We start from the raw sequence: 15,740 nt of genomic DNA, 5'->3' as shown, positions 1-15,740 counted from the left end.
CATCCGCTGAATACAGCGGGCGCTTCAGAGTTCTGTCGTGACATGACAGATTGCGCGGCATGGCCGGCGCGACTGTTCCCGATTCCCCGGCCACGCTTCAAAGCCCGTACTTGCGCACCTTGTCGAACAGCGTGGTCTTCGCCACGCCCAGGGCTTCGCTGGCGCGGCTCAGGTTGCCGTCGTGGCGGCGCATGGCATCGGCAATCAGTGCGCGCTCGAATTGCTCGACTGCCTGCGCCAGCGGCAGGGCTTCGGGAGCGGTGGTGCCGTGGCCGGGGTTGCAGCCCAGCCCCAGCACATGGCGCTCGGCCAGGTTGCGCAGCTCGCGCACATTGCCGGGCCATGGGTAGGCTACCAGCGCGGCCAGCTCGGCCGGGGTCGCGGGCACAGCCTCGCGGTTGAAGCGCAACGCGGCCTGCGCGACGAAATGCTCGAACAAAGCTGGCACGTCTTCGCGCCGCTCGCGCAGCGGCGGCAATTCCAGCGTGATCACGTTCAGGCGGTAATACAGGTCGGCGCGGAACTGGCCGGCATCGGAGAGCGCGCGCAGGTCGGCCTTGGTGGCGGCCACCACGCGCGTGTTGACCGGCACCGGCTGGTTGGAGCCAAGCCGTTCCACCACGCGTTCCTGCAGCACCCGCAGCAGCTTGATCTGCAGCGGCATCGGCATGCTCTCGATCTCGTCGAGAAACAGCGTGCCGCCTTCGGCGTGTTCGATCTTGCCGATGCGGCGGCGCGCGGCACCGGTGAACGAGCCGGCTTCATGGCCGAAGATCTCGCTCTCGAACAGCTGTTCTGGCAGGCCGCCGCAGTTGATGGCAACAAAGTTGCGCGCGTGGCGCTGGCTGGCCTCATGCAGGCAGCGCGCCACCAGTTCCTTGCCGGTGCCGGTCTCGCCGTGGATCAGCACATTGGCGTCGGTGCCGGCCAGGTCGGCGATCAGGCGGCGCAGCCGCTCGACCGTGGGCGAATGGCCGATCAGGTGGGCTTCCAGCTTCTGGCGGCCCGCCAGCCGTTCTCGCAGTTCTGACACTTCCAGCGCGAGCCGGCGTTGCTCCAGCGCGCGGCGCGTGGCGTCCACCAGCTGCTCGGGCGAGAACGGCTTTTCCAGGAAGTCGTAGGCGCCTTGCTTCATCGCCTGCACCGCCAGCCCCACGTCGCCATGGCCGGTGATCATGATCACCGGCAGCGCGGGGTCGCGCTCGCGCAGTTGCGCGAGCAGCGCCATGCCGTCCTGGCCCGGCAGGCGAATGTCGCTGACGACCACGCCGGCATAGCCCGGCCCGGCCTCGCGCAACGCGGCCTCGGCGCTGCCCACGCCACGCGTGGCAATGCCCTCCAGGCGCAGCGCCTGCTCGCAGCCCAGGCGTACGTCGGCATCGTCCTCGACGATCAGTACAGTCAGGTCAGCCGGCATGCTTTGCGTCCTGTGGGTTGGCGTCGTGCGGCGCCAGCGGCAGCACCAGCGTGAAGCAGGCGCCGCCGTCCGGGTGGTTGGCGGCGGACAGGCTGCCGCCGTTTTCATTGAGGATGCCGGCCGACAGCGTGAGGCCGAGCCCCAGCCCTTGCCCGGCGGGCTTGGTGGTGAAGAAGGGCTCGAACAGTCGTGCGAAGGCTTCCTCGGACAAGCCGGCGCCATTGTCGCGCACGGTCAGGTGGACCATGGCGCCCGCCACGTGCGCGTGCAGCGCAATGCGCGGCGCGGGCTGGCCGGCGAGGGCATCGAGCGCGTTGCCGAGCAGGTTCACCAGTACCTGTTCCAGGCGGTTGGGATCGCACACCACCGCCAGCGTCGGATCGACATCGCGCTGCAGCGCGGGTTGGACCGCGTCCACGCGCGTCTGCAGCAGGAACAATGCGTTGTCCACCGCTTCGGCCAGCCTGGCCTGGCGGCGGCCGTTGCCGGACTTGCGTGCAAACGACTTGAGCGCGCCAGTGATGCGGCCCATGCGTTCGACCAGCCCGATGATGGTGTCGAGGTTGGCGCGCACGGTGGCGTAGTCGCCGCGCTCGAGGAACTTGCCGGTATTGCCTGAGATGGTGCGCAGCGCCGCCAGCGGCTGGTTCAGCTCATGCGCGATGCCGGTCGACATCTGCCCCACGGCGGCCAGCTTGCCGGCCTGCAGCAGCCCGTCCTGGGCCTGGCGCAGCACGGTCTCGGCACGGATGCGTTCGGCCACCTCGGCCTGCAGGCGCTGGTTGGAGGTGGACAGGTCGGCGGTGCGATCGGCCACCTTGCGCTCCAGCTCGCTGTTGGCCGCCTCCAGCGCGGCGCGCGCCGCCAGGCGCTCGTTGACGATGCGCCGGCGCACGTTCCACGCCGCCCCCAGCAGCAGCACGAAGGCGCTCAGCACGCCGGCCAGCGCCGCCGTGTTGAGCGCGGCCACGCGTGCCTGCGAGGTATTGGTCAGCAGCGTCAGCTGCCAGTCGGTGCCGGGCAGCGCGGCATGCTGCGCCAGCATCGGCGGGCCGCGGCGCAGGCGCACCAGTTCGTCGCTGCTGCTGCCGTTGCCGTTGTTCAGCTTGCGCACCAGGGTCAGCGGCAGTTGCGGCAGCGGGGCGCGGTTGTACTGCAGGCTGCGCATCAGGCGCTCGCGCGCCTCGGGTGACAGGGGGCGCAGTGCGGCCAGCTTCCACGACGGGTCCGAGGCCAGGATCACCACGCCGTTCTCGTCGGTCAGCAGCATCTGGCTGTCGGCGCCCTGCCAGCGGTTCTCCAGCGGCTCCAGGCCAATCTTGACCACCGCCACGCCGACCGGGTTGTCGCGCTCGCCCAGCGGCGCCGACAGGTAGTAGCCCGATTCGCTGCGGGTGGTGCCCACGCCGTAGAAGCGCCCCAACTGGCCGTCCATGGCCGCCTGGAAGTACGGGCGGAAACTCAGCGCTTCGCCCAGGTAGCTGTCCGGGCGCTGCCAGTTGCTGCTGGCCAGCACCTTGCCGTGCGCATCCAGCACATAGATCACGCGCGTGCCGGCGCGCGTATTGAGGGCGCTCAGGTAGTCATTGGCGCGTGCCGCGCGGGCGGCGTCGTCCGGGCGCAGCAGCAGCGCGGCGATGCGCTCGTCCAGCGACAGCAGGCCGGGCACGTAGTCGTAGTGGGCCAGCTCGCTTTCCAGTGCCTGCGTGTACAGCCGCAACTGCACCTGGCCGCGTTCGGCCTGGCGCGCCAGCGCGGTGTCGTAGCTGTAGCGGTAGCCGAGCGAGCCCGCCAGGCCCACCAGCATGGCCAGCGCCAGCAGCGCGAGCAGCGGCGCAAGGCCGCGCAGGCCGTGGGGCAGGCGCGAGCCGGTGGGTGCGGCGGACGCAGGTGCGGTGGCGCGGGTGGTATCGCCGGGAGGGTGTAGCGGACCGGTCATCAGGTGTTGGGTGAGGCAGGTGGCAAAGCCGCCGCGCGGACCAGAGGGGCAGGGCCGGCGCGGGTGCCTACTTTTACCACACCAGGGGGGCGGTGCCGCGCCAGAATGCAAAAAGGCCCGGTTGCCGTATCGGCAACCGGGCCCTGGCACGCCTGGCGGACGGTATTACTTGCCCGCGAGGACCTGGGCAGGTGCCAGGCCGGTGGTGGTATCCGCGGCGGGTTCATCCTCCTCGGACGGTACCGGCGCGCCGATGGCGTCTTCGCTTTTGGCGACGACGGCGGTGGCAATCGCATTGCCGAGCACATTGGTCACGGTGCGACCCATGTCGAGTACGTGGTCGATGCCCAGCACCAGCAGGATGCCGGCCTCCGGCAGGCCGAACATCGGCAGCACGGCGGCGACCACCACCAGCGAGGCGCGCGGCACGCCGGCGATGCCCTTGCTGGTGACAAGCAGGACCAGCAGCATGGTGATCTGCTGGGTCAGCGACAGCTCGATGCCATACACCTGCGCCACGAACAGCGCGGCAAACGAGGTGTACATGATCGAGCCGTCCAGGTTGAACGAGTAGCCCAGCGGCAGCACGAAGTTGGTGATGCGCTCCTTGACGCCGAAACGGGTCAGCTGGTCGATCACTTTCGGGTAGGCCGATTCGCTGCTGGCGGTGGCGAAGCCGATCATCAGCGGCGCGCGCATCTGCTTGAGCAGGCGGAACACGTCACGGCCCAGGAAGAAGTAGCCGCCGGCGATCAGCGCCACCCACAGCAGCGCCAGCGCCAGGTACAGGCTGCCAATCAGCTTGGCGTACACGACCAGCACGCCCAGGCCCTGCGCGGTGATCACCGCCGCGATGGCGCCGAACACGCCAACCGGGGCAAACGCCATCACGTAGTTGGTGACCTTCAGCATCACCGTGGCGAGGCCTTCGATGCCTTGCAGCACGGGCTTGCCCACGCCGTCCTTGACCGTGCCCAGCGCAAAGCCGAAGAACAGCGAGAACACCACGATCTGCAGGATCTCGTTGTGCGCCATGGCCTCGACAAAGCTCTTGGGGAACATGTGGGCGATGAAGTCGCGCAGGTTCAGCGCGCCGGTCTTCAGGTTCGAGGCCGCGTCAGCCGGCGGCAGCGGCAGGTTCATGCCGTGGCCGGGTTCCAGCAGGTTGGCCATCACCAGGCCCAGCAGCAGCGAGGTGATCGAGGCGCCAATGAACCACATCATTGCCTTCAGGCCGATGCGGCCCACGGCGCGGCCATCGCCCATGCTGGCGATGCCGGCCACCAGCGTGGCGAACACCAGCGGGCCGATGATCATCTTGATCATCCGCAGGAATACATCGGTCAGGATGGACAGGTGGTCCGCAATCGATTTGGCGGTGGCGGCGTCCGGCGCCATGTTGTGCGCGGCGGTGCCGACCAGCACGCCGAGCAGCATCGCAATGAAGATCAGGGTGGGCAGTCGATTCAGTTTCATCGTGGATCAGGCCTGTGCGTCCGTCCCCTGTGGCAGGGACGGGCGTCTGTGTATTGCGGGAAGGCTGGGCGGCGATGTCGGGGCGCCAGGCCGGCCTTGTCGTGGTTCAGCGCGGCAACAGGTGCCGTGGGTTCGCCGGAGTGGCGAAGGGGGTGGGCAAGGCGGGGTCGGTCATGTGTGTCCTCCTTTGTTTTTGGCATCGGCCGGGACGCCGGGCAGCGTGCCGGCATACCCGTCTGGCGCTGTAAGCGGCGGCCTATATTGCACGCGCCGTGCCAGCCCGAAAGGGCTGCAGGAGTTGTGCAACTTGTTGAATATAAAGGAGAAAAAGATGTGATTCCGGCGCCGGATTCGGGAATCCGGACCGGCATGCGAAAACGCCGTTCGGGAATCCGAACGGCGTTCTAGGTGTTAACCCGGGGTTTTGAGGTGCTGGCAGCGGGGGAAGGTGGGGCCTTTGCCGGCGTCACAGGGCTGGAAAAAACGAGGGCCTTGCTTGATGTGGTTCCTGGCCAAACCACCCTCTCCCCATGAGGGGAGAGGGAGAACACCTTGCTTAGGCTAGCTCGGGCGGCTTTGGAGCACCCTTTGCAGGCGCCGGGGAACTCATTTCAGCCGCCGTCCCAGCGTTTCCGGCACCATTGCCAGGCCGATCAGCGATACCAAGCCACAGCCGATCACATACAGCGCGGGCGCATTGGCGTCACCGGTGACCTGGATCAGCCGGGTCGAAAAATACTGCGCAAAGCCGCCGAAGATCGCGATCGCCACGCAATACGCGATCGACAGCCCAGTGGCGCGCAGCCGCTGCGGCAGCACCTCGCTGACCAGGACCATCGAGGCCGGCGCGGTCATCGACATCGGCACCGACAGGCAGCCCACCACCACCAGCAGGCGCGCGAGCGACGGCTCGGCGTTGATCAGCACGAAGGCCGGGTAGACCATTGCCAGCAGCGCCACGCGCGACCACAGCACTACGGTCTTGCGGCCGATGCGGTCAGCCAGCCAGCCCGCGAACGGCGACAGCGCCACCTGCACCAGCGCCGCCACGCACGCGGCCCAGATGCCCAGCGACAGCGGCATCTTCAGCACGCTGACCGCGTAGTTGCTGAGGTAGTACACGACGATATAGGTCGAAGAGGCCAGGCCGATCATCAGCAGGATGCTGGCGATGATCTCGCGGCCATGGCGGCGCAGCAGCGGCCATTGCGCGGCGTGCTCGCCGTGGCGCACGGGCGCGGCGGTTTCTTCCAGCCGGCGGCGGATCACCAGGCCGACCGGGATCACCAGGATGCCGATCAGGAAGGCGAGGCGCCAGCCCCAGGCTTCCAGCTCGGCCGGCGCCAGCACGTTGCTCAGCACCAGGCCGGTGATCGCGCCCAGCAGCGCCGCCAGGCCCTGGCTGAACGGCTGCCATGCGGTATAGAAGCCGCGCGTGCGGTCATCGGCGTATTCCAGCAGCAGCGCGGTCGATGCGCCCATCTCGCCGCCGATGGCAAAGCCCTGCACCAGCCGCGCCACCACCACCAGCACCGGCGCGAGGATGCCGATCTGCGCGTACGGCGGCGTCACCACGAAGATCAGCGAGCTCAGCCCCATCAGCCACAAGGTCAGCGCCACCGCCGGCTTGCGCCCGGCGCGGTCGGCATACATGCCGATCAGCAGGCCGCCCAGCGGGCGCATCAGGAAGCCGACGCCAAAGGTGGCGAACGACATCAGCAGTTGCCCGGTAGGGTTGTCGACCGGAAAGTAGAGCCGGCCGATCAGCGTGGCAAAGAAGCTGTAGACGACGAAATCATAGAACTCCAGGCCATTGCCGATGGTAATGGCGGCAATGGCGCGCGTGCGTGACAGTTGCGCCTGGGGCGCAGCGACCGCCACGCCGGCGGTGGTGTCGATGGACATGGGTGTCTCCGTAAAACGATAAGGCGCCGGCCGGGGCGCACGCGGCGGCCCGGCGGCAGAACGGCTCTTGCTGGCCGCGGGATCAGTCGCGCGATGCGTGGTTCAGCATCGGCAGGTCCAGGCCCTGCTCGCGCGCGCAGTCGACGGCGATCTCGTAGCCGGCGTCGGCATGGCGCATCACGCCGGTGGCGGGGTCGTTGTGCAGCACGCGGGCGATGCGGGCGGCGGCTTCATCGGTGCCGTCGCACACGATCACTACGCCGGAATGCTGCGAGAAGCCCATGCCCACGCCGCCGCCATGGTGCAGCGAAACCCAGGTGGCGCCGCTGGCGGTGTTGAGCAGCGCGTTCAGCAGCGGCCAGTCGGACACGGCGTCGGAGCCGTCCTGCATGGCCTCGGTCTCGCGGTTGGGGCTGGCGACCGAGCCCGAATCCAGGTGGTCGCGCCCGATCACGACCGGCGCCGACAGCTCGCCGCTGCGCACCATCTCGTTGAAGGCCAGGCCCAGCTTGGCGCGCAGGCCCAGGCCCACCCAGCAGATCCGCGCCGGCAGGCCCTGGAAGCTGATGCGCTCGCGCGCCATGTCGAGCCAGCGGTGCAGGTGCTCGTCATCGGGGATCAGTTCCTTGACCTTGGCGTCGGTCTTGTAGATGTCCTGCGGGTCGCCCGACAGCGCGGCCCAGCGGAACGGGCCGATGCCGCGGCAGAACAGCGGGCGGATGTACGCGGGCACGAAGCCGGGGAAGTCGAAGGCATTGGCCACGCCTTCTTCCTTGGCCATCTGGCGGATATTGTTGCCGTAGTCGAAGGTCGGCACGCCCATCTGCTGGAACGCCAGCATGGCGCGCACATGCGCGGCCATCGACGCCTTGGCGGCCTTGACCACCGCCGCCGGCTCGCGCTGCGCGCGCTCGCGGTATTCGTCCCAGCTCCAGCCGGCCGGCAGGTAGCCGTTGAGCGGGTCATGCGCGCTGGTCTGGTCGGTGACCATGTCCGGGCGCACGCCGCGGCGCACCAGCTCGGGCAGCACCTCGGCGGCGTTGGCGCACAGCGCGATCGAGATCGCCTTGCCCTGCGACGTGTAGCGGTCGATGCGGGCCAGTGCGTCGTCAAGGTCGGTGGCCTGCTCGTCGACATAGCGGGTCTTCAGGCGGAAGTCGATGCGGCTCTGCTGGCATTCGATATTGAGCGAACAAGCGCCGGCCAGCGTGGCGGCCAGCGGCTGCGCGCCGCCCATGCCGCCCAGGCCGGCGGTCAGCACCCAGCGGCCCTTCAGGTTGCCGCCGAAATGCTGGCGGCCGGCTTCGACGAAGGTCTCATAGGTGCCCTGCACGATGCCCTGGCTGCCGATATATATCCAGCTGCCGGCGGTCATCTGGCCATACATGGCCAGGCCCTTTGCATCGAGTTCGTTGAAGTGTTCCCAGTTGGCCCAGTGCGGCACCAGGTTGGAGTTGGCGATCAGCACGCGCGGCGCGTCGCGATGGGTGCGGAACACGCCCACGGGCTTGCCCGACTGCACCAGCAGGGTCTGGTCGTCTTCCAGGCGGGTCAGCGCTTCCACGATGCGGTCATAGCATTCCCAGTTGCGGGCGGCGCGGCCGATGCCGCCATAGACCACCAGTTCCTTCGGGTTCTCCGCCACCTCGGGGTCGAGGTTGTTCATCAGCATGCGCAGCGGGGCTTCCGTGAGCCAGCTCCTGGCCGTCAGCGTGGTGCCGCGGGGGGCGCGGATTTCGGTGTCGCGGAAACGCGTGGGGTTGGTGGTGGTCTTGGTCACGGGAACTCCTTCGGTCGTGCAGTCGGGAACGCTCGCTTTTTTTGGCGATGCATAGGCATGTATAGTCCTGTATATACAGGCATGTATGAATCGGTGTAATCCCGTAGGACGGATGAGCCTCAATACGGCGTTTTAGTCACAATGGAAGCGGAGCACCGGGGAGGGCGGACATCTGGCCTCGTGACTGGCGCCGGATCTAATCACGACCCGGCGGCCTGGGAGGCCTGCGCGTCACGCTGCCGGCATCCGGCAAGGAACACATCCAGCGCCACCGGACGCCCGATCACATACCCCTGCGCATAGTCCACCCCGATCGCGCGCAGCGCATCGAGGGTGCGTTCATCCTCCACCCACTCCGCCACCGTGCGCACCCCCAGCCGGTGCCCGATGTCGTTGATCGAGCTGACGATCTCGCGGTCGACCGCGTTGTCGGCCAGTTGCCGGATGAAGCTGCCGTCGATCTTCAGGAAGTCCACCGGGAACTGCTTCAGGTAGGCAAACGACGACAGGCCCGAGCCGAAGTCGTCCAGCGACACGGTGCAGCCGGCGCGCCGCATCTCCGTCACCAGCCGGTTGGCCGCGGCCATATTGTTGATCAGCGCGGTTTCCGTGATCTCCAGCCGGATGCGGCTGGCGGGCAGCGCACTGGCCTCCAGCTCTGCATGCAGGAAGGGCAGCAGGAAGGGCTCGCCGAGCGAGTTGGCGGACAGGTTGATCGATACCGACAGCCCGGGCACGGCGCCCAGGCGTTCGCCGTAGCCGCGCAGCACGTTGCGGATGACCCAGCGGTCGACGTGGCCCATCAGGTCGTAGCGCTCGGCGGCGGGAATGAAGGCACCGGGCATGATCAGATCGCCGTGCTCGTCGACCATGCGCACCAGGATCTCGATATGGCAGTGTTCGGCGCCGTCTTCGTTCTCCTCCGGCTGCAGTGCGCGGATCTCCTGCGCGAACAGGCGGAAGCGGTTCGCTTCCAGCGCCGAATGGATGCCGGCGGCGACTTCCAGCTCGCGGTGGTGGCGGCGCGCATCGCTCTCGTCGCGGCGGTAGACCGAGACGCGGCTGCGGCCGGCGGCCTTGGCGGCGTAGCAGGCCACGTCGGCGCGGCTCATCAGTTCGCTGACCGGGGGCACGTCCAGGTCGATCGCGGCGATGCCGATGCTGGCGCCCATGTCGTACACGCGTCCTTCCCACGGGAAGCGGCGGCCGCGGATGGCGTCGATCACGCCCTGGCAGACCTGTTCGGCCTGGTCGACGGTGCAGTCCTTGAGCAGCAGCGCGAACTCGTCGCCGCCCAGGCGCGCCAGCACGTCGTCGGGACGCACGTGGTTGCGGATCATGTAGCCCAGTTCGCGCAGCAGCACGTCGCCGGCGCCGTGGCCGGCGGTGTCGTTGACGATCTTGAAGCGGTCCAGGTCGATGAAGCACAGCGCGGCGCGGTGGCCGTGCAGCCGCGCCGCGTCGCAGGCTTCGCGCAGGCGCTTCTCGAACCAGGTGCGGTTGGGCAGGCCAGTGAGCGCATCGTGCATGGCCGAACGCGCCAGCTCGCGCTGCAGCGCGCGCGCGGTGGTGATGTCCTGGAACACCAGCACCGCGCCCAGCACCTCGCCGCGCGCGGTCAGCACGGGAGCGGCCGAGTCCTGCACGTCGTGGCGCTCGCCGGTCAGGCTCTGCAGCACGGCGCCGTCCTGCAGGTAAGCCGGCGCGAGCGTGCGCAGGCAGGCTTCGACCGGGCTGGGGATGGGGTCGCCGGTGGCTTCGTCGACGATGCGGAAGACCTGCTCCAGCGGCAGGCCGGTGGCGCTGGCCATGGTCCAGCCGGTCAGCTGTTCGGCGATCGGGTTCATGAAGGTCACGTGCATGGCCGCATCGGTGCAGATCACCGCATCGCCGATCGAGCGCAGCGTGATGTGCAGGCGTTCCTTCTCTTCGAACAGCGCCTCGGTCAGGCGCCGCTGCTCGGTGATGTCCCAGTTGGTGCCGACCAGGGCCTGCGCGGTGCCATCGTCGGTGCGCGTGACCATGGCCATCGCGCGCACGTGGCGCACGTCGCCGCCGGGGCGTGCGATGCGGTATTCGGTATCGAACGGCGCCTCGCCACGGATGGCTTGGCGCATCTCGCCGCTGACGCGGCTGACGTCGTCCGGATGCAGCATCGCGATCCATTGCTCCACCACTGGCGTGCCGCCCGCGGGGTCGGTGCCGTGCAGCGCATGCATGCGCGCATCCCAGGTGACGCCGGCGCTGGTGAAGTCCCACTCCCAGATGCCCACGCCGCCGGCTTCAGCCGCCAGCTGGATGCGGCGTGACAGCCGTTCCAGCTCTTGCTGCGCCAGCTTGCGCGCGTGGATGTCTTCCACCTGGGTGATGAAGTGCTGCGGCTCGCCGGTCTGTTCGTCGCGCACCAGCGACACCGCCAGCAGAACCCAGCGGTAATGGCCGTCCTTATGGCGGTAGCGCTTTTCCAGGCGGTAGGACTCGATCTTGCCGGACAGCAGGTTGTCGACCTGGCGCAGGTCGCCGGTCAGGTCGTCGGGGTGGGTCAGCTGCTGGTAGCTCAGCTCGTGCAGCTCGGCCGCGCTGTAGCCCAGCAGCTCGGTCATGGCGCGGTTCACCGTCTGGCAGCGGCCGTCCATGCCGACCAGCGCCATGCCGATGGCTGAATGCTCCATGGCCTGGCGAAAGCGCTTGTCGCTGCTGCGCAGGCTGGCGCGGCCGTGCCGGTTCTGCTCGGTCAGGTAGGCGATGCAGACCGGGAACACCATGATCACCGCCGCCGACAGCGGCACTGCTTCATGGCGGTGCGCGAGCAGCATCAGCGCCTGCAGGCAGAGTGTGGCCACCAGCGTCAGCAGCGCGGTCGCAAACGGATTGCCGGCCAGCGCCACCAGCACCAGCGGCAGCGACATCGCGGCAAACGGGTCATGGCTCTGCCACTGCGCAAAGGCGCCGATGGCCAGGCACAGCGCCAGCGCGCCCGCCTGCGGCGCCAGCACCGGCCGCGCGACGGCGGCGCGCACGCGCACCTCCGTCATCGACAACATCATCGGCAGCAACAGCGCCATGCCGAGCGCGTCGGCCTGCCACCACGTCCACCAGACCGAGGCGAAGCTGGTGCCATGGGTCGCGGCGATGGCCATGGCGCCGGCGGTGGCCCCCAGTGCCGGCGCCAGGATGCCGCCCACCGCCAGCATCACCGCGAAGGCGGCCAGCGGACCGTGGCGCCCCAGGACGGCATGCCGGTCCAGCAGGCGCAGCAGCCCGAGCGCGAACAGCATCTCGGCCAGGTTGGCGCCGGTCAGCATCAGCGCGGTGGCGACGCTGTCGCCGGCCGCATGGTTGGCCAGCACGCTGGCGCCCAGCATGCCGGCCAGCAGCCACGGTCCCTCCGCGCGCGGCCGGTGCAGCAGCAGGCCCAGCCCGAAGGCGTTGGGCAGCCACACCGCCGCCACGGTACCGGGCAGCCGCGCCAGCCACAGCGCAGCCGCCGCCAGCACGAAATAGCCGGCGCCGGCCAGCAGCAAGGGCAGCCAGCGGCGCTGCGGGGCAGGATGGTCGTTGGCGGCCTGGTGGCTCGGCGGGGCCGTGTGGGGCGTCATGGACGAGAACGATGCAAAAAGGCGGTGCGTCTGGGTGGGAGGAGGCGGCTTGCCCGGCGCGCCCGGGCGGCACGGCCCCGGATGCGGGGACGGAATGCCGCCCAGCGTAGGGGCAATGTAGCGAGGATAAGGACGCGGCCATTGGCAGGACAGGGGGCAGGTTGGGGGCTATCTTGGCACTGGTGCTGGGGGCGATTTTTTGGTAGGGACCGTCAGGCATGCGGGTAAGCCAGTTCATAACCTCACGGGTAATCGCGCCACGGCCCCGCCGCGCCCATCATGCAGCCATGGCCTGACCTGAGGCCGCTATACGGATTCCCAACCAAGACCAGGAGTACGCCATGTCTGCCGCCATCCAAGCCCAAGTCACTGCCGATCCCACCACCCTTGCCGACCGCTACCTCGCCGCCTGGAACGAGACCGATGCCGCGCGCCGGCGCGAGCTGATCGCGCTGGCGTGGACGGAATCGGCAAGCTATGTCGATCCGCTGATGCGCGGGGACGGCCATGCTGGCATCGACGCGATGATCGTCGCGGTGCAGACGAAGTTCCCCGGGTTTCGCTTTACCCGCGTGAGCCCGGTCGATGCGCACGGCGAGCACCTGCGCTTTACGTGGGAACTGGCCCCGGCGGGAGAGCCGGCGCTGGTGGTCGGCACCGACTTCGCCACGATTTCCGCCGATGGCCGGCTGGCGCGCATGACCGGCTTCATCGACCGGGCCCCGGCCGGGCTGGCCTGACCGAGGCGCGCGCCGCCGCTATGTGGCCTGCCCCACCGACAGCCCCCCGCCCACTGGCGGCAAGCTGCTGCATCCAGTGCGGCAGACAGGGGAAGGCAAATGGCGCGATTTCTGCGGGTGGCGGCATGGGGGCTGGCCGGCACGGCTGTCGCCGTGGCCGTGGGGGCCTATGCCGCGGTATGGGTCGGCGAGCGCAAGGCGTCGCGCATTGTCGAGGTCAAGGTTTCACCCATCGCCATCCGTGAAGATGCCGCCGGCATCGCGCTCGGCAAGTACTTGTTTGAATCGCGCGGCTGCATGGAATGCCACGGTGCCGGCGGCGGCGGCAAGCAGGTGATCGACGACCCCGGCGGCCTGCGCGTGCGCGCGCCGGACCTGACGCGCGCCAATCCGGACATTGCCGCCTACCAGCCGGTTGACTGGGTACGGAGCATCCGCCATGGCGTGGCGCCCTCGCACCGGCCGCTGCTGATCATGCCCAGCGAGGACTACAACCGCCTGAGCGACGAGGACCTGGGCGCGCTGGTGGGCTACCTGCGCAGCCTGCCGCCGGCGATGGGGGCGCCCGCGGAAATCCGCATGCCATGGCTGGTGCGGGCGCTGTACGGCGTGGGCATCGTGCAGGACGCGGCCGCCAAGATCGACCACAGCTTGCCGGTGCAGCCTGCAATGGTGCCGGCGCCCACGGCCAGGTACGGCGGCTACGTCGCCAATGCGTGCCTGGGATGTCACGGGCCGGACTTCCGCGGCGGCAAGATCCCGGGCGCGCCGCCCGACTGGCCGCCCGCGGCGGACCTGCGCCCCGTGCCGGGCGGCGCCATGTCGCGCTACGGCCAGGCTTCGGCCTTTATCGCGATGATGCGCAGCGGCAAGCGCCCAGATGGCACCGAAGTAAGCCGCGTGATGCCGTTCGATTCGTTCGGACGCATGAACGATACCGACCTGACCGCGCTCTATCTGTTCCTGGCCGGCATGCCGCAGCGCTGAGCGCGCGCGTCAGCGCCGCGCCAGCCGCCGGCCGGCGGCGATGCCGGGCAGCTCCACCCAGCGGTGCAGCAGTAGCGCCAGCGCCAGCGCCAGGCCGGCATCGATGGCAAAGCGCAGCAGTTGCAGCGCGGTCTGGCCGGGCGCCAGTTCGGGCATCAGGCGCTTGACGCCCTCGATCACGGTGGGGTGCGTCAGGTACAGCGCATACGACAGTTCGCCCAGCCAGACCAGTACGCGCGGCACGCGCAGCACGCCGGCGTGCTCGGCCGCCACGGCGCCGGCCAGTAGCGCCGCCGCGGGCAGCCCGCGTCCGGCCAGGCTGAAGTCGGGCCCGACCAGCGGCAGCGACAGCGCGAACGCCGCGCAACCGGTTGCCAGCATGCCCACCGCGATGGCCGGCGTCAGCAGGTGGCGCCAGCGCGCGTAGGCCCACGCCAGTCCGCAGCCCAGCAGGAATTCCAGCACCAGCGGATTGCTGGCCATGGCCAGCCACGGCGTGGCGAACGGGTAGCCCTGCGTCGGATCTGCCGCCAGCGCGCCGAAGCGCCACCACGGCAGCACCAGCGTGGCCAACGCGAAGACCCCCAGCACCACCAGCAGCGCGCGCCGCCCGGCCAGCAGCAGGCCGAGCGCGAAGGCGGCATAGAACGCCAGCTCATAGTTGAGCGACCAGCCCACGTACAGCGCCGGGTAGCCATAGTACGGCGCGTGGCCGGTGGCAGTCGGCAGGAAGGCCAGCGACGCCGCGAACACCGCCGGCGTGACCGGATTGAGCAGCAGCGCATGGATGGCCGACATGGTCCAGTACGGCGGCGCCAGCCGGCAGCAGCGCCGGATCATGAAGCTGAGCGGGCGCTCGGGCTGGGGCCGCGCCAGCACCGCGACCCAGGCGATGATGAAGCCGCTGATGACAAAGAAGACGTCCACGCCGACATGGCCGCGCTTGATCACGTTGTCGGTCAGCCAGTTGAGCGCCGGCGCATCGGCGCCGCCCAGCGCCAGGCCGGAGTGGTAGACCACCACGAACGCGGCGGCCAGCCCGCGCAGGGCCTGGATGCTGTCGAGCCGCGCCACTGACGGGGACTGGGCCGCCGGCACGCGCGTGGCAGCGGTGGCGTGCGGGACCGGTGCCGCGGAGGCGCCGGAATAAGTGTGTTCTGGAACAGTCGATGGCACTGTTGCGGCGGCAGAAATCGGAAAGCGAAGGGATTCATGAGGGACAGCCGCCACATGCCCAAAGTTCGTGCAAAACGGCTTCGGGGGCAGGGTAGTGCGCATGGTGTCCGGCAAGGTGACCGAAATTGCACTATCCTCATTTGTCCTTTGCGCCAGGCTGCGGCGCATGGGCAGTGCCCGCGCGCCGCACGATTGCGCCCGGCGGGGGCACTGGAAAGAACCAGCGGGCAACGTACCCAAGGAGTGTCCCCCCATGACCACCCTCAATATCAACGTCAACGGCAAGACCCGTGAAGTCGACGTGGACCCGTCCACGCCGCTGCTGTGGGCGCTGCGTGACAACCTTGAAATGACCGGCACCAAGTTCGGCTGCGGCATGGCCGCATGCGGTGCCTGCACCGTGCACGTCAACGGCCAGGCTACGCGCAGCTGCGTGACGCCGGTATCCGCGGCTGCCGGCGCGCGCATCACCACCATCGAAGGCATCGGCACTGACAAGGTCGGGCGCGCCGTGATGGACGCCTGGCTCAAGCACGACGTGGCGCAATGCGGCTACTGCCAGAACGGCCAGGTGATGAGCGCCATCGGCCTGCTGCGCACCAAGCCGCGGCCCACCGACGCCGACATCGACCAGGCCATGGCCGGCAACCTGTGCCGCTGCGGCACGTACCAGCGCATCCGCGCGGCGATCAAAGACGCCGCCCGTGCGCTGGCCTGAGCG

The 15,740-nt window shown here is 69.1% G+C and carries 10 protein-coding genes; 3 read left to right on the top strand and 7 right to left on the bottom strand.

Annotated elements, in window-relative coordinates:
- Positions 1-97: 97 nt before the first annotated feature.
- The 6 genes from I6H87_RS03580 to I6H87_RS03555 form a co-directional block, all read right to left on the bottom strand.
- Positions 98-1,417, bottom strand: coding sequence for a sigma-54-dependent transcriptional regulator (locus I6H87_RS03580; protein ID WP_010813064.1), 1,320 nt, complete (start codon positions 1,415-1,417; stop codon positions 98-100).
- Positions 1,407-3,356 carry a sensor histidine kinase gene (locus I6H87_RS03575; protein WP_011614654.1) on the bottom strand — a complete coding sequence of 650 codons (1,950 nt, stop codon included), beginning with the start codon at positions 3,354-3,356 and terminating at the stop codon, positions 1,407-1,409. Before I6H87_RS03575 ends, I6H87_RS03580 begins: the two co-directional genes overlap by 11 nt.
- Before the next feature lie 165 nt (positions 3,357-3,521).
- Entirely contained in the window at positions 3,522-4,832 is a 1,311-nt protein-coding gene (locus I6H87_RS03570) for a dicarboxylate/amino acid:cation symporter (RefSeq protein ID WP_010813062.1), read from the bottom strand.
- A gap of 606 nt (positions 4,833-5,438) precedes the next feature.
- Positions 5,439-6,737 carry an MFS transporter gene (locus I6H87_RS03565; RefSeq protein WP_011614655.1) on the bottom strand — a complete coding sequence of 433 codons (1,299 nt, stop codon included), beginning with the start codon at positions 6,735-6,737 and terminating at the stop codon, positions 5,439-5,441.
- Between the two features lie 82 nt (positions 6,738-6,819).
- Complete coding sequence (gene hutU, locus I6H87_RS03560) at positions 6,820-8,517, bottom strand: urocanate hydratase (protein ID WP_011614656.1); 1,698 nt, start codon at positions 8,515-8,517, stop codon at positions 6,820-6,822.
- Between the two features lie 200 nt (positions 8,518-8,717).
- Positions 8,718-12,116 (bottom strand): diguanylate cyclase, encoded by a 3,399-nt coding sequence (locus tag I6H87_RS03555; protein ID WP_011614657.1) that lies wholly within the window; start codon positions 12,114-12,116, stop codon positions 8,718-8,720.
- A gap of 341 nt (positions 12,117-12,457) precedes the next feature.
- On the opposite strand from I6H87_RS03555, the gene I6H87_RS03550 reads away from it, so the two are divergent.
- Together I6H87_RS03550 and I6H87_RS03545 are read left to right on the top strand one after the other, a co-directional pair.
- Positions 12,458-12,856, top strand: coding sequence for a nuclear transport factor 2 family protein (locus tag I6H87_RS03550; protein ID WP_011614658.1), 399 nt, complete (start codon positions 12,458-12,460; stop codon positions 12,854-12,856).
- 99 nt (positions 12,857-12,955) lie between these two features.
- Complete coding sequence (locus I6H87_RS03545) at positions 12,956-13,843, top strand: c-type cytochrome (RefSeq protein WP_010813054.1); 888 nt, start codon at positions 12,956-12,958, stop codon at positions 13,841-13,843.
- A 9-nt stretch (positions 13,844-13,852) separates the two neighbouring features.
- On the opposite strand, the gene I6H87_RS03540 is transcribed toward I6H87_RS03545, so the two are convergent.
- Positions 13,853-14,941: an acyltransferase family protein gene (locus tag I6H87_RS03540; protein WP_041687179.1), complete on the bottom strand. Its 1,089-nt coding sequence runs from the start codon at positions 14,939-14,941 to the stop codon at positions 13,853-13,855.
- Positions 14,942-15,272: 331 nt separating this feature from the next.
- Between I6H87_RS03540 and I6H87_RS03535 the strand changes: the two genes are divergently transcribed.
- A complete protein-coding gene (locus I6H87_RS03535; protein WP_010813052.1) occupies positions 15,273-15,737 on the top strand; it encodes a (2Fe-2S)-binding protein in 465 nt (154 codons plus the stop codon).
- Positions 15,738-15,740: the final 3 nt, after the last annotated feature.

The organism is Cupriavidus necator, assembly GCF_016127575.1.
GTDB lineage: Bacteria > Pseudomonadota > Gammaproteobacteria > Burkholderiales > Burkholderiaceae > Cupriavidus > Cupriavidus necator_D.
Note: the sequence above shows the minus strand (reverse complement) of the source record. Positions and strands in the feature narration are given on the sequence as shown.